The organism is Methylicorpusculum sp. (assembly GCF_030651835.1).
Lineage (GTDB): Bacteria > Pseudomonadota > Gammaproteobacteria > Methylococcales > Methylomonadaceae > Methylicorpusculum.
Window position 1 is genome coordinate 33700 of the sequence record NZ_JAUSBX010000025.1, and the last position, 21111, is coordinate 54810.

19 protein-coding genes are annotated in these 21111 nt (G+C 44.3%); 14 read left to right on the forward strand and 5 right to left on the reverse strand.

Annotated features, from left to right (window positions below; all coding sequences use genetic code 11):
• Nucleotides 1-14: 14 nt before the first annotated feature.
• From ahcY to Q7V32_RS03230, 4 genes are all read left to right on the forward strand, one after another.
• Nucleotides 15-1307 (forward strand): adenosylhomocysteinase, encoded by a 1293-nt coding sequence (gene ahcY / locus Q7V32_RS03215; RefSeq protein ID WP_304895542.1) that lies wholly within the window; start codon nt 15-17, stop codon nt 1305-1307.
• 59 nt (nt 1308-1366) lie between these two features.
• Entirely contained in the window at nt 1367-2218 is an 852-nt protein-coding gene (metF, locus tag Q7V32_RS03220; protein WP_304895543.1) for a methylenetetrahydrofolate reductase [NAD(P)H], read from the forward strand.
• Between the two features lie 111 nt (nt 2219-2329).
• A complete protein-coding gene (locus Q7V32_RS03225; protein ID WP_304895544.1) occupies nt 2330-3079 on the forward strand; it encodes a 16S rRNA (uracil(1498)-N(3))-methyltransferase in 750 nt (249 codons plus the stop codon).
• The gene (locus Q7V32_RS03230; protein WP_304895545.1) at nt 3076-3954 is read left to right on the forward strand and encodes a type II CAAX prenyl endopeptidase Rce1 family protein; all 879 of its coding nucleotides are present in this window, start codon (nt 3076-3078) and stop codon (nt 3952-3954) included. The genes Q7V32_RS03225 and Q7V32_RS03230 overlap by 4 nt, the downstream gene beginning before the upstream one ends.
• A gap of 1 nt (nt 3955) precedes the next feature.
• Here Q7V32_RS03230 and Q7V32_RS03235 read toward each other — a convergent pair whose 3' ends face one another.
• Nucleotides 3956-4438, reverse strand: a complete 483-nt coding sequence (locus tag Q7V32_RS03235; RefSeq protein WP_304895546.1) for a YajQ family cyclic di-GMP-binding protein — start codon at nt 4436-4438, stop codon at nt 3956-3958.
• Between the two features lie 53 nt (nt 4439-4491).
• A complete protein-coding gene (locus Q7V32_RS03240) occupies nt 4492-5718 on the reverse strand; it encodes a multifunctional CCA addition/repair protein (protein WP_304895547.1) in 1227 nt (408 codons plus the stop codon).
• Between the two features lie 165 nt (nt 5719-5883).
• Here Q7V32_RS03240 and Q7V32_RS03245 point away from each other — a divergent pair, with 165 nt between their 5' ends.
• Nucleotides 5884-6675, forward strand: coding sequence for a sulfite exporter TauE/SafE family protein (locus tag Q7V32_RS03245; RefSeq protein ID WP_304895548.1), 792 nt, complete (start codon nt 5884-5886; stop codon nt 6673-6675).
• 276 nt (nt 6676-6951) lie between these two features.
• Here Q7V32_RS03245 and Q7V32_RS03250 read toward each other — a convergent pair whose 3' ends face one another.
• Nucleotides 6952-7680: a heme-binding protein gene (locus tag Q7V32_RS03250; protein WP_304895549.1), complete on the reverse strand. Its 729-nt coding sequence runs from the start codon at nt 7678-7680 to the stop codon at nt 6952-6954.
• Between the two features lie 278 nt (nt 7681-7958).
• Here Q7V32_RS03250 and guaB point away from each other — a divergent pair, with 278 nt between their 5' ends.
• The 3 genes from guaB to tadA all read left to right on the forward strand — a co-directional run bounded on the left by guaB (nt 7959) and on the right by tadA (nt 11542).
• Nucleotides 7959-9425, forward strand: a complete 1467-nt coding sequence (gene guaB / locus Q7V32_RS03255; RefSeq protein ID WP_304895550.1) for an IMP dehydrogenase — start codon at nt 7959-7961, stop codon at nt 9423-9425.
• 72 nt (nt 9426-9497) lie between these two features.
• Nucleotides 9498-11087: a glutamine-hydrolyzing GMP synthase gene (guaA, locus tag Q7V32_RS03260; protein ID WP_304895551.1), complete on the forward strand. Its 1590-nt coding sequence runs from the start codon at nt 9498-9500 to the stop codon at nt 11085-11087.
• Nucleotides 11078-11542 carry a tRNA adenosine(34) deaminase TadA gene (tadA, locus tag Q7V32_RS03265; protein ID WP_370690788.1) on the forward strand — a complete coding sequence of 155 codons (465 nt, stop codon included), beginning with the start codon at nt 11078-11080 and terminating at the stop codon, nt 11540-11542. The genes guaA and tadA overlap by 10 nt, the downstream gene beginning before the upstream one ends.
• A 21-nt stretch (nt 11543-11563) precedes the next feature.
• On the opposite strand, the gene mltF is transcribed toward tadA, so the two are convergent.
• A complete protein-coding gene (gene mltF / locus Q7V32_RS03270) occupies nt 11564-13012 on the reverse strand; it encodes a membrane-bound lytic murein transglycosylase MltF (RefSeq protein WP_304895552.1) in 1449 nt (482 codons plus the stop codon).
• Nucleotides 13012-14646, reverse strand: coding sequence for a glucose-6-phosphate isomerase (gene pgi, locus Q7V32_RS03275; protein WP_304895553.1), 1635 nt, complete (start codon nt 14644-14646; stop codon nt 13012-13014). The genes mltF and pgi overlap by 1 nt, the downstream gene beginning before the upstream one ends.
• Nucleotides 14647-14953: 307 nt before the next feature.
• Between pgi and Q7V32_RS03280 the strand changes: the two genes are divergently transcribed.
• The 6 genes from Q7V32_RS03280 to msbA all read left to right on the forward strand — a co-directional run bounded on the left by Q7V32_RS03280 (nt 14954) and on the right by msbA (nt 20959).
• A complete protein-coding gene (locus Q7V32_RS03280) occupies nt 14954-15547 on the forward strand; it encodes a hypothetical protein (protein ID WP_304895554.1) in 594 nt (197 codons plus the stop codon).
• Nucleotides 15548-16096: 549 nt separating this feature from the next.
• Nucleotides 16097-16954 (forward strand): copper oxidase, encoded by an 858-nt coding sequence (locus Q7V32_RS03285; protein ID WP_370691408.1) that lies wholly within the window; start codon nt 16097-16099, stop codon nt 16952-16954.
• A gap of 183 nt (nt 16955-17137) precedes the next feature.
• The gene (locus Q7V32_RS03290) at nt 17138-17446 is read left to right on the forward strand and encodes a YqaA family protein (protein WP_370691409.1); all 309 of its coding nucleotides are present in this window, start codon (nt 17138-17140) and stop codon (nt 17444-17446) included.
• 43 nt (nt 17447-17489) lie between these two features.
• On the forward strand, nt 17490-18275 hold the full coding sequence (locus Q7V32_RS03295; RefSeq protein WP_304895557.1) for a hypothetical protein: 786 nt from the start codon (nt 17490-17492) through the stop codon (nt 18273-18275).
• 53 nt (nt 18276-18328) lie between these two features.
• Entirely contained in the window at nt 18329-18901 is a 573-nt protein-coding gene (locus Q7V32_RS03300; RefSeq protein WP_304895558.1) for a YceI family protein, read from the forward strand.
• 291 nt (nt 18902-19192) lie between these two features.
• Nucleotides 19193-20959: a lipid A export permease/ATP-binding protein MsbA gene (gene msbA / locus Q7V32_RS03305; RefSeq protein WP_304895559.1), complete on the forward strand. Its 1767-nt coding sequence runs from the start codon at nt 19193-19195 to the stop codon at nt 20957-20959.
• Nucleotides 20960-21111 lie beyond the last annotated feature (152 nt).

Below are 21111 nucleotides of genomic sequence, written 5' to 3' on the forward strand. Positions count from 1 at the left end.
CACAGGAAAAGCTAATGAATAACCATGATTATAAAGTTGCCGATATCGGATTAGCGGAATGGGGCAGGAAAGAAATTAATATTGCCGAAACCGAAATGCCGGGCCTGATGGCTTTAAGAAAGGAATTTGGTGCCGAACAACCCCTGAAAGGTGCTCGTATCGCCGGTTGTCTGCATATGACGATTCAGACAGCAGTTCTGATCGAGACATTAACAGCATTAGGTGCTGATGTAAGATGGTCGTCATGTAATATTTTCTCAACCCAAGACCATGCGGCCGCGGCAATAGCAGCAAGCGGCGTTCCTGTTTTTGCCTGGAAAGGGGAAACCGAAGAAGAAGCTGAATGGTGTATTGTACAGACTATTGAAGGACCTAATGGCTGGCGTCCGAATATGATTCTGGATGACGGCGGCGATTTAACCGTGATGATGCACCAGAAGTTCCCTGAATTAATGGCTGATGTAAAAGGTTTATCTGAAGAAACCACTACCGGCGTGCTCAGATTGAATGAAATGGTCGCCAACGGTACGCTTAAGGTGCCTGCTTTCAATGTCAACGATTCAGTTACCAAATCCAAATTCGATAACTTGTACGGCTGCAGGGAATCACTGGTCGATGGTATCAAACGAGCCACCGATGTGATGATTGCCGGAAAAATCGCAATAGTGTGCGGATATGGTGATGTTGGAAAAGGCTGTGCACAATCACTGCGTGGATTGGGGGCGACAGTCTGGATTACTGAAATTGATCCTATTTGCGCACTGCAAGCGGCAATGGAAGGTTTCCGCGTGGTAACCATGGAAGATGCTGCGCCTATTGCCAATATTTTTGTGACAGCGACCGGTAATGCCGGCGTCATTACTCACGATCATATGAAAGCGATGAGAGATCAGGCTATTGTGTGTAACATTGGCCATTTTGATGCTGAAATTGAAATTGCTGCATTGCGTCAATACACGTGGGAAAACATTAAGCCTCAAGTCGACCATGTGATCTTTCCTGACGGCAAGCGTCTGATCGTTTTGGCGGAAGGGAGACTGGTGAATTTGGGTTGCGCAACGGGTCATCCCAGCTTTGTCATGTCCAACTCGTTCTGTAATCAGGTGCTGGCGCAGATTGAATTATGGAAAAATGCGGATTCATATGAAACTAAAGTCTATGTCTTACCCAAGAAACTGGATGAAAAGGTTGCCGCATTGCATTTGGAACAATTAGGCGTGCGACTGACTCGATTAACCGAGGAGCAAGCAAACTACATCAACGTGCCGGTTGAAGGTCCTTTCAAGCCTGAACATTACCGCTACTAAGACTTAAGCAGGCAGGCCCAATCGGGTCTGCCACGGCCAGACTCACTATAACCAGACTGATGCAAACACAAAAAAAATACCAGCAGCTGCTTAGTTTCGAATTCTATCCGCCCAAAACTGAAGAAGGGGCTTTGAATTTAAAAGGTGTGCATCAGAAGCTGGCAAAATTGAAACCGGATTTCTTTTCGGTAACATTTGGTGCAGGCGGCTCAACCCGGGATAAAACGTTTGATACTGTAGTCAAGATCCAGGAGCAGGGAATTTCAGCGGCTCCTCATTTGTCTTGTGTGGCCTCAACCAAAGACAATATCCGACAAATTTTGTCCAGTTATCAGCAAAAAGGGATCACCAAAATTGTGGCACTGAGAGGCGACATACCTTCCGGTATGATGTCTGCAGGCGAATTTCGTTATGCCAACGAACTGGTAGATTTTATTCGTACTGAAACCGGCAATGCGTTTCAAATACATGTTGCAGCCTATCCGGAAGTGCACCCTCAGGCAAAAAGTGCAACAGAAGATTTGCGTAATTTCAAACGAAAAATTGATGCAGGTGCAAATGCCGCCATCACGCAATATTTTTATAATGTGGAAGCCTATTTTTATTTTGTGGATGCCTGCGAAAAATTGGGTATAGATTTACCGATAGTTCCAGGAATCATGCCGATTACCAATTACTCGCAGTTATTTCGATTCTCGGATATGTGCGGCGCCGACATCCCAAGGTGGATGCGCAAAGGTTTGGAATGCTTTGGTGATGACAGGGCATCGATTATTGCTTTCGGCAATGAAATTGTCACACGGCTATGCCAGCAACTTCTCGACAATGGCGCACCAGGCCTGCATTTCTATACGATGAACCAAGCTGATCCAACGTTAGCTATTCTAGATAATCTTAACTTTAGTGCATAAATTAAGTGACAATAAGTTGGCAAAGAGGGGCGAAAGCCCCTTTTTTTATAGTGAAAAAACGGTAAATTTTTGGTTTTAGCTGCCGGTAGTTAATTGTTGAGAGAAAGTCGAATGAGAGTTTCAAGAGTCTATGTGCCCAACTTACTGGAAAAAGGGCAAATGATAGTGTTGGATGATGAGGCGGCTCACTACGTCAAAACAGTCTTAAGGCTTAAACAGGACGCCGAGATTATTTTATTCAACGGTCAGGGCGGAGAATATATCGGCAATCTCTGTGAAGTCAGCCGGAAAAATGTCAGAGTTCAACTCCATCAATGGCAGGGAAAGGATGCAGAATCATCCTTGTGTATTGCAATGGGATTGGCCATTTCGCGTGGGGATCGCATGGATTTTGCTGTTCAGAAAGCCATTGAATTAGGGGTAACCGAGTTGTCTCCGATAGTGACTGAGCGCTGCGTTGTGCAATTAAATGCCGATAAAGTAGAAACCCGCATCAAGCATTGGCAAAAGATTGCCGAGCATGCTGCCGAGCAATGCGGTAGAACCTTTGTGCCCCAATTAACGTCGGTTATGAAATTGGACGAATGGCTAAATAAACAAACCGGCCTCAAACTGTTTCTGGATCCTTATGCCGAAAATTCATTAGGCAATTTGCAACCGCAAGCGCAGCGAGTTACGTTGTTGACTGGTCCTGAAGGCGGATTTGCCGAACATGAACGTATTTTGGCGAAATCAGCAGGCTTTATTCCTGTTAAATTAGGCATGCGTATATTAAGAACCGAAACGGCGGCCCTCGCTGCGCTGGCGGCTATCCAGACGCTATGGGGCGATTTTGCGGCAATCAATCATCCTCGCTCATGAAATATTTATTGTATTCTTTGATGCCGTTGGGCATTTTATTGGCAACAGCCTCATTGGCCATTGTTTTCAGTTATGGCGTGTTATTGGTATTGGGCGATGTGCTGCTATTGTCGAAACTGACCAATAAAGTGACGCAGGTCTTTTTAATAATCAGTATTTTTCCTATAAAACATTACCTTAATTTGAGCTGGAGCGAATTGGGCTTTGTCCGGGCTAAAACGTTTTTTTCTCAGATTACGATGGGTTTAGGTTTGGGATTTATGACGCTATTGCCCGTTTTTCTGATCTTATTTGCTTTGGAAGTTAATGTTTTTGATCCTGACAGGATATGGACACTGGGTAGCCTGATACAAAAAACAGCCATTGCTTTAGCGCTGGCGTTGCTGATTTCATTGCTTGAGGAACCCTTATTCAGGGGTGTTCTGTTATCCGGTTTAAACATCAAAATGCCGGTGATGGCCGCCATTTTGATCAGTTCGACTTATTACGCATCGTTGCATTTTTTAAAAAGCCATACAGTTGTAGGTTATCAGGACATGAGTATCCCGGACGGTTTTATGCTGCTGGGTGAGGCGCTGCTGAATGTAATCAATCCGGAAAATTTCCAGGCATTTCTTGCGCTGCTCATGGTCGGCCTGTTTCTGGGATTTGTAAGGGTCGTTTTGGGTTATAGTCTGGGAATGGTTATTGGTTGCCATACCGCGTGGGTATGGCAGATAAAAATGAGCAAATCCTTGTTCAATGTGAATCCGGATTCTGATTACCTCTATTTGGTCAGTAGTTATGATGGGGTCATCGGTCCATTAGTTACCGGATGGATGGCGTTGGTGATGAGCGGTTATTGGCTTTATACCCGCTATCATAAGGCCCATTGACTTAATCCCTAAAATTATTGAACTGTAGCGGCATATCCAGTTCCTCCTGTTTAAGCATGGCGATAACGTCCTGTAAATCATCAAGCTTCTTACCGGTGACACGGACTTTATCACCCTGAATGGCAGCTTGGACTTTTAACTTTTTGTCCTTGACCAATTTAACAATTTTTCTAGCTAAATCCGATTCTATGCCTTGTTTCAAGGTCACAATTTGTTGAGCTGTCCGGCCGGTAATCTTTGGCTCGGCTACTTCCAGGCAGCTGATATCTATGCCGCGTTTGGTCAGTTTCATGTTCAGGATATCCAGCATTTGCTGCAATTGAAATTCGGAGCTTGCACTCATCGTAACCAGTCCGTCTTTTAATGCATAGTTTGCTCCGGAACCCTTGAAATCAAAGCGGGTGGTGACTTCTCTATTGGCTTGATCGACCGCATTGGTGGCCTCGTGAGAATCAAATTCGGAAACGATGTCAAATGAAGGCATAAAAGAGGCTGCTCAGGAAAAAATCAACACTATAAGTATTCAGATCTGATTATTCAAGATGTCCTTTTACAGGCATCACTTATTGCTTTAATACGTAATTGACGTATCGCGTCTCCGATTTGGGTGCCTTGCAAGCTCCCTGTTAATACAGCAGAAATATCCACAGAAGCGCCCGCTTCCGCAGCCATCATGACATGTGCTGCTTGAGGATAAGGCCTGTTTTCAAGTCCAGTCCTGCCTTTGGCATCTGCTTCACAGGCCAATAAAAAATCGGTTAAGCCTGCAGGGTTTTTAAACGCGCCAAGTCTATGCAGCATATCGGTCAGCGTTGAAGGTCGCAATTCAAATACCCGATGGCAATGTGTATGATACTGCATGACTTGTTTAGCTAGCTGTTTAAAAGGATTGGGCACTCTTAATCGTAAACATAAGTTTTCCAGCAGAGGCAGGCCGCTGTGTTCGTGACCATGATGATGGGGAAGTCTATCTTTGGGTGTAATGCCTTTTCCCAGGTCATGCATCAGCGCAGCAAAACGCACTTCCGGTTTGGGTGTCAGCCGAGCCGCCTGTTCCAGGCACATCAGGCTATGGATGCCGGTATCAATTTCGGGATGATAGTGTTCGGGCTGCGGAACACCAAACAAAGTATTTAGCTCCGGAAACAGGATCGGTAGAGCGTAGCAATCTTTCAATACCTCAAAAAATAGCGTCGGTGTTTTTTCGCAGAGAGCTTTATAAAGCTCGGCCCAAACCCGTTCAGGAACCAGGTGGTCAACTTCGCCGTTCCTTACCATGGTTTGCATTAAGGCAAACGTTTCGTCTGCGATTTTAAAGCCCAGATGGCCATAGCGTGCGGCGAAGCGGGCGATTCGCAGAATTCTGACCGGATCCTCGCAAAATGCGGGAGAAATATGCCGGAAGATCCGTTGATCAAGATCCTGACGGCCGCCAAATGGATCAATAATTTCACCGGTATCCGATTTAGCGATTGCGTTGATGGTTAAATCACGGCGCAAAAGGTCTTCTTCCAACGAGACCTCAGGATCTGCATGAATACAAAAACCTTTGTAACCGGGGCCAATCTTTCTTTCCGTCCGTGCAAGCGCGTATTCGTCGCGGGTTATGGGATGAAGAAAAACTGGAAAATCCTTGCCTACCGTCATGAAACCCATTGCCAGCATGGATTCGGGTGTTTCGCCCAGCACGACCCAATCCCGCTCACTTACAGGAAAGTTCAAAAGTTCATCGCGAACAGCGCCGCCAACTAAAAAGGTTTTCATGCGGATGCGGTCATTCTTTTAAAATTATGAGGGCTTGGTGAAAGTGGATGGAAGGAGAGTTTCATTTTTGGGTTGCCGCAACAAAAGAATATCAATAATTTCCCGGCTAGTATAACGGTGAAGCGGGAGCTCGCCAAAATTGCACTCATCATTTCAGGAGTTAAAGTGACAGAAATCATTGTGATCAGCATGTTGACAGGATTTTTTGCCGGATTTTTAGGTGGGCTATTTGGCATTGGCGGCGGTTTGATTATCGTTCCTGTCTTGCTGGTGTTGTTCAAACATCAGGGCTTTGAACAAGAAATCATCATGATAATAGCGGTAGCGACCTCTTTAGCCTCCGTCATTTTTACAGCAATAGCATCATCATTGGCGCATCATCGCTTGGGTACATTGAATTGGGACAAAGCGTTACAGATGGTTCCAGGGATAGTGATCGGGGTTTTGAGCGGAGCTATGCTGGCAGAACTTTTGGCTTCGAATTGGCTGGAAACCGTTTACGCTATTTTCCTGATAATGGTTGGCTTGCAGATGGCTTTTCAGCTTGAGCCCAAGCAAGGTTCGGTCAAAAAATCCGGGGTGCTTGATTTTGTGGCATCATGGGTGATTGGTTTAGTTTCGTCTTTGGTTGGAATTGGAGGTGGCAGTTTGACAGTACCTTACTTGGTCAGTTGCCGTTATCCAATGCGAAATGCTGTCGCCATATCAAGTGCGTGTGGAATTCCAATCGCACTAGCCGGAGCATTGAGCTATCTGGTATTGGGCTGGAAGGCCGAGGGGTTACCTGCATGGAGCCTGGGCTATATCTATCTTCCCGCGTTTGTCGGTATCGTTTTGTTGAGTATGCCGGCCGCCCGATTAGGCGCCAAGTGGGCTTATAAATTACCGGCAAAGCATTTAAAGCGATATTTTTCGCTATTGATTTTTTTTATGGCGGCAAAATTACTTTTTCAATAAAAGCGCAGCGGCAAATGATGAATTGAATTCACCTTGTTTTTACAGGCATGAATCTCAAAGAAGCGCTGAAAAAAATTCAGCGCTTCAGCAGTGATTTCAATAGATTTACAGTATCTGCTCACCCCTTCCTATTTTATTGGGTGTAGGTGCTTGATTTCAAAGGACGCATGAATACATCCTTGTAGTTCTCTGCAACATCCCTGTTGCAGAAGCCTTTTCAATCAATCACCTACACCTTCTATTTCAAGCGGGCGAGAAGTTACGATTTACAGATGATTAGCCTGCGCCGATGGCTTTTGCTACCGTTTCGGCCTCTTTGGAGCAATTTGGGTGCGCCCAGCCGCTGGATTTTTTGTAAACTATTCCGTCCGTATTATTGGGGCCAACACCGCCGGGGACAAGATTCAATTCTAGCGCTTCGCGTGTACGCCAAGCAATATTGTGATCAGCGCAGGATGAGTCGCCGCTGACACCCAAAGCGCCAAGGACGGTGAATTGATCACCTTCTTTTTTATACAAGGCCAAACCACCGCCAAACACATTAACGCCCCCGATTTTTTGACCGACCAAAGGGTCATTTTCCAATCCGTAATTGCTTGATGGACCGGCATAAGCCGCTGCTGTATCAACCGGATTGCTATGTTGCAAGCCATAAAGAGAACCGCCGGGTTGAGTTGCAGTATACAAATTGGCGGTTGATAGCGCCAGTCCGGGTAAACTGAAGGCATTTGCGGTATTGGCTTTTTGCGCAGAAATAACTCGGCTGCCGGGCCATTGATCTCCTCGGTCATTACCCGTCATCGCGACAGCGCAAACAATGCCGTCTCTGTCGACGATAGTTGCCCACATATCCAGACCAAAGCCGCCGTTGTTTTGACTTTGTGCCACATCCAGGGCGTTTTTTAGTTGGGCTTGATTAGGCAGCTCATCGCAACCGGCAAAGGCAAGGTTTGATGCAATAGCAAAGGCACTAAAAGTAGCAAAGGATTTTAAGTGTGTTGACATAAATTTCCCCTTCATTTTTGTTAGTTATGTTTATCAATGGGTTATTTTCTTAACCCGGCATTATCATAATACAAGGAGAGGCATTTGTATTTGTCAGCTATTAAAGACGATTCAGTTTTATCAAATGCCCCTGTGCTGAACAGGGCTCGTTTTTAAGGGTGATATCAACCTATTGGTACTGATTTGCTGAGAACAGAAAAGTGATGAACGCCTTGATTCGCTTAAAAAAAATTTAATAGTATAATCGTAGGTTATTTTAGGTAATTTAAGGAGTGGTTATGCGAGTTATTCAGGAAGCTCTCACGTTTGATGACGTTTTACTGGTGCCTGCCCATTCAACGGTGCTTCCGCGCGATGTAGAAATGAAAACAAAGTTAACAAAAGGGATTACGCTCAATATTCCTCTGGTTGCAGCCGCTATGGACACCGTGACGGAAGCAAGGCTCGCTATCGCGATTGCCCAGGAAGGAGGCATCGGCATCATTCATAAGAATATGACGGCAGAGCAGCAAGCGCGTGAAGTCAGAAAAGTAAAAAAATACGAAAGCGGTGTCATTAAAGATCCGATAACCGTTTCCCCCGATGTCAGTATTCGCGAAGTACTGGCATTAACCCGTTCAAAAAATATTTCCGGCGTTCCGGTGGTTGATGGTGATGAACTGGTCGGCATTGTTACCAGCCGGGACTTGCGTTTCGAAACTCGTTTTGATGAGCCCGTGTCAACGGTGATGACGCCTAAAAACAGGCTGGTTACCGTCAATGAAAATGCCGATCACAAAGAGGCTATTGCGCTGCTTCATAAACATCGCATAGAGAAAGTACTTGTGGTGAACAAGGATTTTCATCTGAAGGGCATGATAACGGTTAAGGATATTCAGAAAGCCAAGGATTATCCTCAAGCATGCAAAGATCATTTAGAGCGCTTGCGAGTCGGAGCCGCTGTAGGAACCGGGGAAGGTACGGAGGAGCGCGTTGATGCGCTGGTCAATGCTGGCGTTGATGTAATAGTCGTCGATACGGCTCATGGTCATTCTCAGGGTGTTATAGATAAAGTACGCTGGGTCAAGCAAAACTACCCTCACGTCCAAGTGATCGGCGGTAATATTGCCACGGCTGCGGCCGCATTGGCCTTGGTAGAGGCAGGAGCCGATGCGGTTAAAGTCGGTATTGGCCCCGGCTCAATCTGCACGACTCGAATCGTCGCAGGTGTTGGTGTACCTCAGATTACTGCGGTTAGCAATGTAGCAGAGGCACTTAAATCGTCAGGTGTGCCTTTAATTGCCGATGGGGGAATCCGTTATTCCGGAGATGTTGCTAAAGCGCTCGCTGCCGGTGCCTATTGCGTGATGTTGGGCGGACTGTTTGCCGGCACCGAGGAAGCGCCCGGCGAAGTTGAGCTATATCAAGGCCGCTCCTACAAATCATATCGTGGCATGGGTTCATTGGGAGCCATGTCGCAACAGCAAGGTTCCAGTGATCGTTATTTTCAGGAAGGAACCGATACAGTTGAGAAATTGGTACCGGAAGGCATAGAAGGAAGAGTGCCTTATAAAGGCAGTTTGTTTGCAATCATCCATCAGTTACTCGGCGGCGTCAGATCCAGTATGGGTTATACGGGCTGCAGTACCATTACTGATTTGCATGAGCGAGCCGAGTTTGTACGAGTCACAACCGCTGGAATGCGCGAAAGCCATGTTCATGATGTGACTATTACCAAAGAAGCGCCTAATTATCATATGGATTAAAAGTGCATAAAGAGGACTGAAGCCGTTTGCCCCGTATTTACATGCTAACCATTTACAATCCGAGTTTATAAAGTGACCACGCAACAAACACCCGATATTCATTCCGATAAAATTTTAATTCTTGATTTTGGCTCTCAATATACGCAATTGATTGCCCGCCGCATCAGAGAAATCGGTGTTTACTGTGAAATCTTTTCTTGTGATGCCGCTGCGGATGCAATAAGTAAATTTGCGCCGAAAGGAATAATTCTGTCGGGCGGACCGGAAACAGTTACTCAGCATGATACGCCACGAGCGCCGCAAATTGTTTTCGAGTTAGGTGTGCCTGTTCTCGGTATCTGTTATGGCATGCAAACGATGGCCGAACAGCTAGGCGGAAGAGTTGAGTCTTCTGATCATAGAGAATTTGGTTATGCCCAAATTCGGGCTCGCGGCCATTCCAAATTATTAAAAGGTATTGAAGATCATTTGTCACCGGAAGGCTACGGGTTGCTGGATGTCTGGATGAGCCATGGTGATCGTGTTGTGGAATTGCCGGATGGCTTTGCCTTGATCGCAAGCTCGGAAGGCGCACCCATTGCCGGTATTGCCGATGAAGCTCGATCTTTTTATGCGTTGCAGTTTCATCCCGAAGTTACGCATACCCGGCAAGGTGGGCGGATTTTATCGCGGTTTGTGAATGAAATTTGCCGCTGTGAAGTGCTATGGACGGCTGGTAATATCATAGAAGACAGTATCCGTGCAGTACGTGAAAAAGTGGGGACTGACCATGTCATTTTAGGTCTTTCCGGAGGCGTGGATTCTTCTGTGGTAGCTGCTTTGCTGCATCAGGCCATTGGTGAACAATTGACGTGTGTTTTTGTCGATACCGGCCTGTTGAGATTAAATGAAGGTAATCAGGTGATGGCAACCTTTGCCGAACATATGGGTGTCAAAGTTATCAGAGTCAATGCGGAAGAACGCTATTTGTCGGCGCTCGAAAACATAGACGATCCCGAGCAAAAACGGAAAATTATCGGTAATTTGTTCATTGATATTTTTGATGAAGAAGCCGCCAAGCTTAAGGATGCCAAATGGCTGGCACAAGGCACAATTTATCCGGATGTCATTGAATCAGCGGGGGCAACAAGCGGTAAAGCCCATTTAATCAAATCGCATCATAATGTGGGTGGTTTGCCTGAAAATATGAAATTGAAACTGGTTGAACCGCTGCGTGAATTGTTTAAGGATGAAGTCAGAAAATTAGGCGTGGAATTGGGTTTGCCTTATGAAATGGTCTACAGACATCCTTTTCCGGGGCCTGGTTTGGGTGTCAGGATTCTTGGCGCGATCAAAAAAAGCTATGCTGATTTGCTGCGTCAAGCGGATGCCATTTTTATTGAAGAGCTTTACCGGCACGAGCTTTACGAAAAAGTCAGCCAGGCATTTGCCGTCTTTTTGCCGGTCAAATCGGTAGGCGTGATGGGTGATGGACGGCGATATGATTATGTTATTGCATTGCGGGCCGTCGAAACAATTGACTTTATGACCGCGCGTTGGGCTCATTTGCCATATGATTTTCTTGATTTGGTTTCGCGAAGAATCATCAATGAAGTATCCGGTATCTCGCGCGTAACTTATGATATTTCCGGAAAGCCTCCGGCAACGATAGAGTGGGAATAGAAATAAATGAAGCCGATGAGGCCTGGATGCGGCATGCGCTAAGGTTGGCCCAGCGGGCCGAAACTTTGGGAGAAGTGCCTGTCGGGGCCGTCATTGTCAAAGGTGATCGTTGTATTGCAGAGGCATGGAACAGCCCTATCTCGACGCATGACCCATCGGCCCATGCTGAAATTTTGGTAATTCGCGAGGCAGGAAAACAGTTGCAAAATTACCGGCTTATCGATGCCACTTTATACGTGACCCTGGAACCCTGTGTGATGTGTATGGGTGCAATTGTTCATGCACGAATTGGCCGGCTTGTTTTTGGAGCAAGAGATGAAAAAAGGGGGGCCGTTTGTAGCGCCATGAATTTGGCTGAAGCCCCTTTTTTGAATCATAAAGTAAATTGGTCGGGAGGTGTTCTGGAGGATATTTGTTCCGGATTGTTAAAAGATTTTTTTAAGGCTAGACGCTGAATTTTTCGCGATTTAAGCGATTTATAATGCTTGCGGCAGCAACGGCATAATAGGAGGTGTTTGAAACTCAGGTTCGGGGGCTTCTATCTGCATGGCATTTTTCTCAATGATATTTTCTTCTGTCAGCCACACCAGCAAGTCGTAATAACTTCTGATATTTTCCACATAACGCGTTGCCTCATTACCTCGTGCGTAGCCATGCCGGGTTTTTTTATGCCATTTGGGCTGGCTGAGTAAAGGTAACCTTTTTTTGACATCCACCCATTTATCCGGGTTGCTTCCCTGCTGAGCGGTCAGGATTCTTGCATCTTCAACATGTGCTTTACCGACATTGTAAGCGGCGAGAGCAAACCAGGTCCGATCCGGCTCAGGAATCGGAGTTGGGATCTTGTCAATGGTTAACGAAAAGTAATGGGCGCCGCCTTCGATGCTTTGATAGGGGTCGGTTCTATTGCTGATGCCCATTTCCGAAGCCGTTATGTTGGTCAGCATCATCAGGCCTTTGACTCCAGTAGGTGAGGTTGTGTCTTTAAGCCAATGAGACTCCTGATAGCCGATGGCTGCCAATAGCCGCCAGTCAAGATGATACTGGTCCGCTGCATTCATGAAATGCGTCTGATATTTAGGGAGGCGTTGCCTGATGTGGCGACGAAAGGTGCAATTGCCTTGGTAGGACAAGACGTTGGCGTGACCATAATGACGCTCCAACAGCTGCTCCAGGGTTTTATTTTGTTTGATCAGGCTAAAAAAAGAATTGACCTCGTCATAAAGGCTTGAATCGTGGCTATTTTCAAGCGCCCAGGCCAGCTGTCGAGGCTCCGAAATATCAAAGGCGATTTCCAATTTGGGATAAATGCGCTGCAGCAACTGTAACTGATTGGAATCTGCGAGGGTATAGTCGATAAGTCCTTCATTGACCAGGTAGAGCAGAGCGTTGGTATCAAGATAGCTGTTGATATCCCATTTTAATTCGGGGAAGGTCAGTTGATTATCAAGCAGCGTTTGCTCGTGACTGGTGCTTTTGACAATTTCAAAGACACCGCCGTTAAGACTAGGAATATCTTTTGGGCGTCTTTTGTCTCCTAGGTAAATAAGCTGTTCGGTAATCTCGTCATAGGGCAAGCTGAAACGCATAACTTCCTGGCGTTCCTTGGTAATTGTCAGGCCTGCCGCTGCTATATCACCTTTTCCCCTGCTTATTCGGGCCAGAATCCCATCAAAAGTTTCGGGTATGACAAAGTGGGCTTTAACGCCCAGATGCTCAGCAAATAAAAGCGCCAGATCGTATTCCAGTCCCGTATAACCATCAGGCCCTTCATAATAAGTCGTTGGGTCGATGCGGGTGAGGACTTTGATAACACCTTTTTGTTTAATTTGTTCCAGCCTGTTGAGCATGGAAAAGTTCGTATCACAGGTCGATAAAAGCGCAATCCAACTGAAACAAATTAACAGTCTTGCAATGATACGCACTAGCTACGTAATTTTTTGTACGTGTTAATCAGGTTATTAGTCGAGCTGTCGTGACTAGTGCTTAGTTCATCCGATAGAAGCTCGGGTAATATGGCTCTGGCGAGTACTTTGCCAAGCTCAACACCCATTTGATCAAAGGAATTGATATTCCAAATAACGCCTTGTACAAAAATTTTATGTTCGTAGAAAGCAATCAAAGAGCCAAGCGTTTTAGGGGTCAGTTTTTTGAACAGAAAGGAATTGGAAGGTTTATTGCCAGAAAATACCTTTGATGCGACTAAAGCTTCGTTTTCTCTATCTGAATCAGAAAGAGAGGCTTTTACTTCTTCTGCAGTTTTACCGCGCATTAACGCTTCTGGTTGAGCTAAAAAATTTGAAATTAAAATTTCATGATGGTCAGGTAAGTCGTAATGACTGTAGGCTGCGGCAAGAAAGTCACAAGGAACCAATTTGGTGCCTTGATGCATCAACTGATAAAAAGCATGTTGACCATTCGTTCCCTGTTGTCCCCAAATGATTTGCCCTGTGCTGTAATCAACCCTATTGCCGTGCATATCGGTGCTTTTACCATTGCTTTCCATATCACCTTGTTGCAAGTAGTCTGAAAAGTGCCGCATGGATTGATCATAAGGAAGGATGGCATAAGATTCGGCATTATGAAAATTGTTATACCAAATACCCAGCAGCGCCATGATTACCGGAATATTTTTGTCAAAAGGGGTGGTCCTGAAATGCTGATCGACTTCATGAGCGCCCAGTAGAAGTTCCTCAAAATTATCCATGCCTACGTTTAGCGCAATAGATAAGCCTATGGCTGACCACAAGGAGTAGCGTCCACCGACCCAATCCCAAAATTCAAACATGTGATCAGGGTTGATGCCAAATTCGGTCACGTTCTCGGTATGGGTGGAAATGGCGACGAAATGCTGGCTGATCGCACTTTCATTTTTGGAATGTTGCAACAACCAGTTTCTTGCGGAGCGTGCATTAGTCATCGTTTCTTGTGTGTTGAATGTCTTGGAGGCGACAAGAAACAATGTGGTTTCGGGTGATAAAGGTTTAAGTGTTTCAATCAAATCCGCTTGGTCGATGTTTGAAACAAAATGAACTTTAAGTGACTTGGATGCATACGGTGTCAATGCCGTTGATACCATTTTGGGGCCTAAATTAGAGCCGCCAATGCCGATGTTAACCACATCGGTAATTCGTTTGCCGGTATATCCCAGCCATTTCCCACTTCGGACTTCGTCGGTGAAATGCCGCATCTGTTTCAAGACGGCATTAATTTTTGGCATGACGTCCTGATTGTTAACATAAACCGGGTAATTGCTCCGGTTTCTAAGCGCTGTATGAAGTACGGCCCGTTGTTCGGTATGATTAATCTTTTGGCCGGAAAACATGGCTTCTGTTTTCTCGGTCAGGTTTGAATCGATTGCCAGTTCAACCAATAAATCAAGTGTTGTGGGTGTAATCAGGTTTTTAGAAAAGTCGAACAATATATCGTTGAACTGAATTGAAAGTTCATTGAATCTTCTGGGGTTTGACGCAAAAGCTTCTCGGAGTTGGAAGTTCTGCAGCGATGAATAATGATTTTGCAGTGCTTTCCAGGCAGGGGATCTTGTAGGAGAAGGCATTTATTTTGGCTCCAGAGTGGGTAGGTGGTCAAAAAAAATTCAAAAACAGATGCATATCGGTACGATTGCCAGTATATTAGATTTTGGTAATGTACTTGCTTTAAACGATGGGTGTGCGTATAGCATTAACTTTATTTGTATAGGGTGATATGTTAGAGTTCATTGCCGTTATGGGGCGAAATTATACATGATGGACTTAAGTTTTATGACAATTGTTAATCTCGGTCCCCATTTTTAAGATTAAGTCTGAGAATAGCATAAAGCGATTATCGACAATAATAATTAACTACTACAACTGGAAGGTACTATGAATAAATCAGGTTTAGTAAGAAAGGGTCTGCTGACTATTATAGGGTTAGCTTTTTCTGCTACGTTGTGGGCGCATGGTGGTGCAGCGGGTACCGATACGGATCAGTGTAAATTTGAATTAGAGCCATCACATTGGATTCATTACACTGCTTATCAGCCAAAAGCATTTCCTGCTGAAGACTTTTGCGGAAACATTCCCAGCACCGGTACTTTGACGCAGCTGGTTTTTGATTATCAGGATGTCCGTTACCGGAACATGTCAATTGAATTCGAAGTAACAAAAGAGCCTGAAGGTAAACGCGTATTCTTTCAAGAAGCCGCAAAGCACAAATCAGGAACGGTTGTGTTGTCTTTGGAAAATGGTGTGCCTGAACCAGGCAAATATCTGATTCATATTACTTTGGTTCCTGATGAAGGCGAAAGACTGGATGCTCACATGAGCTTTACAGCGGGCGGTGGTAAGGCTGCAAGTAAAGGAAGCATTGGTCTATACGCATTTTTCTTGTTAGCGGGCTTGTATGTTTTTTACCTGTCTAATGCGGGCTTCAAGAAAAAAATAGACGATCTAATAACAAAATTGAAAAACGCCTAATCAGTATTCAATTTAGCTTTTTCTGACAGCACCCTTTTAAATAAAGCATGGGTGCTGTCAAATTAAGCCATCCCAATGCGTGATAATTGATCGCTGTTTATAAAAAAACCAGTAAAATAGTATTACTAATATTTATTGATGATGAATAAACATGCAGTTTAGCCAACATTGTTAAGCTGTACCTAAGTAACAAAATAACCCCGCTACAAAAAAGTGACGAAGAATACAAAAGCGTCAGCTTTTAGCGAATGATCATGTAGTCGACCCCCAATAAATACTAATGAGAGCGGGAACTACCCTGGGCAGCTTAGGTCAACGTGAGGTGTTATTAATTCATCTTGTGACTAATAGAGGCGTTAAAATTTTACGCTTTCTATCGCTGTATTATTTAATAATGAGTCAGTGAAGCGAATAGTGCTTCAGTTACAAAATATATACTTGTGGACATCGTGTAAGTCACTGATAAGATGGGCCAAGAAGTTTAAATTCGATTAGGTGGTAATAATGAAGTCTGGAATCTTGACGGTTTCGGCATTAAGTTTGTTGCTGATGGCAACTTTGAGTAATGCCAAGGAAATAGAAGAACATAATAATCTTATGGATCACGGCGGTGGTCACCTTATGGATATGGGTGGTGGCATGGTGATGGGGCAGAATACAGAGACCCTTCCTGGTGGCTGCGATAAAATTGCTGCGACAAAAGAAATTACTGTTCATGCTGGTCATAAGTATGCTGAAAAATTTCCAGGTCGTATGTTTGCCTTTGATACGCAGGAATACCAGTTCGAGCCTTGTACCAAGTTGACCGTACATTTCATTAATGAAGACAGCATTCGTCATCAATGGATGATGCATGGCTTACCTAAATATTTATATCCTAAAGGTATGTTTCACCTAGAGGTGACTGGACCCGGCAAAATTTCCGGAACTTTGATTTTGCCGCCAGGCGATAAAACATACCTGGTTCATTGCGATATTGCTCAGCATATGGAAAAAGGCATGAAAGGCCAGTTAAAGGTTGGAAAAGGAAGCGGTGATTTGCCGAGCATCCCGGGGGTTACAGCATACGTCATACCCGATGACTATGGGTTGGCAAAAGTTGATATTCCAGTGAGTCAGCAACCGAATATCAATCCTAATGCAGCTATAGAATCTAAACCGTCAACTACAGCACCTGCCCAAGACCAAAACGACTCCTTAATTTCAGGTGTTCTGGTTATCGGCTTGGCTGCAGGATTGCTGATTGCTCCATTTATGGCTCGTAAATTTAAAGGAATGAGTGTTTCAGAGGTGGTTTCCTATTTGTTTGAATTAATCGGGCAAGGTATCGGTTTTATAACAAAATTGATGACTAAGCTTCTTAATGTTATTTCATCAAGTAAAAACAAGTCACTACCTGAGAAATAAGTTTTAATTCGATTAGACCCCTGCTACATGGACTGTCAGGGGTTTTTTTATGGGCGATATATTGGGACGTTATTATTGGAGTTGTTAAGTCTTTTTTTTAGCGCGTTTATCTCATCCACTCTCGCGCCAGGGGGATCAGAGATTGTTCTTGGTTATTTGGTATTGGGCAGCAGTTACGATGTGATGGTGTTGGTCCTGATAGCAACAATAGGAAATACGTTAGGTGCAATAACAACGTGGTTTCTAGGCTTGTGCGCCGCCAAAAAATTCCCATTGGAAAATTTACTTCCAAAAAACAAGCAGCGAGCAATTGATTGGATGAGATCCTGGGGTAAATGGTCTCTATTGTTTTCTTGGCTGCCTGTTGTTGGTGATGGCTTTTGTTTTGCAAGCGGCTGGTTGAAATATCCATTGATTACTTTTGTGTTGTTTGTAACTGTGGGTAAATTTTGCCGCTATGCGTTAATTGCTTGGCTGCTTGTCGAGGGGTGATGTTTTGGTTTGTCCCCAGGTTGTAAAAAAATTAGAGTCAAAAATGTTAAGACACTTTCCTAAAACAGGTGTGATTTATGAGCATAGAACACGCGATTATTTCATAGCGGGATTTACTTTCTTTTGTGTGGCCGTCTGTCTAATATCAGACGCCAGCGCTACCTTGGAAAAGCAGAATGCCTTGGGTGTTTGCGGCTGGGTATTTTTAGTAGGGCTTTTGTTGGGTGAGAATCACGAAGTCAGGATACAAGTACTTATAGCAGTCATTTTCGCTACCATTGGCGAACATTTCGCCTCACCGTTTATGGGTGGTTATACCTATCGTTTTGAAAATGTACCCGCCTATGTTCCTCCGGGGCATGGAATGGTTTACCTAACGGCGGTGGCGTTGGCCCGATCCGGTTTTTTTCAGTATTTTGCGAGGCAAATTGCAGCTTTTGTTGTTGTCGTTTGTGGTTTATGGTCGGTATGGGGCGTTAGCGGTTTGCCAGAGCAAGGTGATTCGGTAGGTGCTTTATTGTACTGCGTGTTTTTAGGCTATTTGTTTAAAGGCCGATCACCAATGGTTTATCTGGCGGCATTTTTTATAACCACTTGGCTGGAATTAATCGGAACTGCTATGGGTACTTGGGTTTGGGCGCCGATTGACCCAGTGTTGAGTTTGCCCCAAGGTAATCCGCCAAGCGGGGTCGCTGCATGGTATTGTTTGGTGGATGCGGTGGCAATGATGGGCGCTCCGCCTGTATTGAGAGCGTTAAAAGCATGCTTTGGGTACGCGTTTTTGAGCAAGTCACCACCTGAGGCCTGTCAAAGTACGGAAAGTGAATGAAACAAAACTGGTTTTTGCAAATTTCGGAATAATCAAGTGACTGGAGATATGAGATGAAAAAATTACTAATATTGATGTTGTTGACTGCATCACCGCTTTTTGCTGCTGATTGGACGTTGAGTTCGAAAGAATCGACATTTAATTTTATGAGCACAAAAAATGCAGCAGTGACTGAATTGCATACATTTCAGAATATATCAGGAGAAATAAACGGGGATAAAGGCAAATTAAATATCGATTTAGCCAGTGTTGAAACTCAGATACCCATTAGAAACGATCGAATGAAAGAACATTTGTTCGATACTAAACAGTTTCCTCAAGCAACCGTTGAACTTAACCTCGCCCCCAACGTATTTGAATCGTTGCAAAAAGCAGGATCAATGACAGATCTGCCCGTTAAGGCTAATTTAGGTCTGCATGGCATGAAAAAAGAAATTAGTGCGAAATTGAGAATTATTAAATTGGCCGATAACAAGTTTGTTGCCTCCACATTAGAACCAATATTATTGATTCCGGGTGATTTCGGCCTGGAACCGGGTCTTAAAAAGTTAATGGAGATCGCCAAACTAAACAGTATTACCAATTCGGTGCCTGTTACATTTAGTCTGGTATTTGAAAAAAAATAAAGATACTTTTTTATTTATTGGGAGAACTCACTTGAGCTCTCCCTGGCTTCATAAATTATGGGTGCTCATCTTCGAGTTTTCATAAATCAAAAAGACTTAATTCATATTTAACGTAAAGTCCGTATTGCTTTAAGCCGACCCCATCAGCGAGCAATAAATTTATTCCAGCGAAATTCTGTCGAACTAGGCTTAATCTGGCTTTTTACTCAACAATAAAGAACTGGTTCCTAATATCCCTACGTCACAAAGAGACACTCAATTTTGGCAAAGACACAAACTAAAGCTGGAAACATGAAGCAAAGAAGCGGGCTGAAGATTTATAAAAGACTTTTAACTTATGTCATTCCTTATTGGCGTTGGTTCGCAATCAGTGTTTTCGGTTTTATGCTTTATGCTGCGACTCAACCCATGTTTGCCGCGATCCTAAAGCACATTATTGATTCTCTGCAAGGTAACGCGCGCGAAAGTATTCATGTTATGCCGCTAATCTTTGTTGGACTCATGCTGGTGAGGGGAGTGGGAGCCTATTTGGGGAATTTTTTCATAGCAAAAGTATCGACCACAGTTGTGCATGTCCTCAGATGTAAGATATTTGATCATTACACGCTGTTGCCTACCGCGTATTTCGATTCAAATAATAGCGGCTACATGATGTCGCGAATTACTCATAATGTCGGAGAAGTGACTCAGGCGGCAACTGATTCGGTAAAAACAATAATCAGAGAAGGGTTAACAACCATTGGGCTCATTGGTTACCTTATCTATATAGATTGGTTATTGGCACTTGCATTTATGTCGGTAACGCCTTTTATTGCCTGGCTAGTGACCTATGTCAGTAAACGGTTGAGAGCGTTAAGCCGAAAGATTCAAGACACAGTGGGAGAAATGACGCATATCACTTCCGAGTTGGTGAGTGGTCACAGAATTGTAAGAAGCTATGGTGGGGAAGAATACGAAAAGGAGCGGTTTAAAAAAAGTAGTCAATACCATAAGCGTCAAAGCTTGAAATTAGAAGCTACATCAGCAATTCACGGGCCGTTGATGCAATTGATTATTGGCATTGCACTAGCCGGTCTCATGTATATGTCGTTGATAATGATGCAGACTGCGACTGCGGGAGAATTTGTAGCGTTTCTAACGACGGCATTTTTACTGCCGAGGCCGATTCGGCAATTAAGCGATGCAAATTCGAAAATTCAAAAGGGAATGGTTGCTGCTGAGTCATTGTTTGTAATCCTGGACGAGCCTCCTGAATCAAATGAAGGGCCTTTAAGCATAGATCATTGTGAAGGTAGAATCGATTTTAAAAACGTCAGCTTCAGATACGAAGGTTCGGAGACTTATGCCATAAAAAATATAAGTTTTACCGTCATGCCGGGGCAAACGGTAGCGCTGGTAGGGGCATCGGGTGGAGGAAAGAGTACGCTGATCAATCTGTTGCCCCGCTTTTATAACTATTTAGAGGGGCAGATATTATTGGACGGCGTAGATATCAAGCAATACACGCTGGAAAATCTTCGTAAGCACATTGCTTTGGTGACTCAGCACGTCACGCTGTTTAATGATACGGTAGCAAATAACATAGCCTATGGGCATTTAGAAGGAGTTGCCTTGGAAAAAATAACAAGTGCAGCGGAAGCAGCTTACGCCATGAACTTTATTGAAAAGATGCCAAATGGACTTAATACGGAAATTGGTGAAAATGGCGTTAAATTATCAGGCGGGCAAAAACAACGATTAGCCCTCGCTAGAGCACTTTTGAAAGATGCGCCGGTCTTGATATTGGATGAGGCGACGTCTGCACTGGATACGGAATCCGAACATTACATACAGGCGGCCTTGAATCAGGTTTTAAAAAACAGGACGACTATCGTTGTAGCGCATCGATTATCAACCATAGAAAACGCAGACGTTATCCTTGTGTTGGCTAATGGACAAATCGCAGAACAGGGCGGTCACAAAGAATTGCTAAGGAAAGGGGGAGTCTATGCCAAGCTTTATAATATGCAATTTAAAGATAAAAGCGATGGCTTAGCCATTGCCAGCCAAGTTGAGTAAACAACCCAAACAAAAGCTTGACAGAGTAAATAAACATTGTAGAATGTGCAGCTCTTCAGCGGTCAGGACGACGGTGAGGGGTCAGGGAGGGAAGAAAAGCCAAACAAGGTGTTGACAACGAAAAACGAGTCTGTATAATAGTCAGGCTAAAC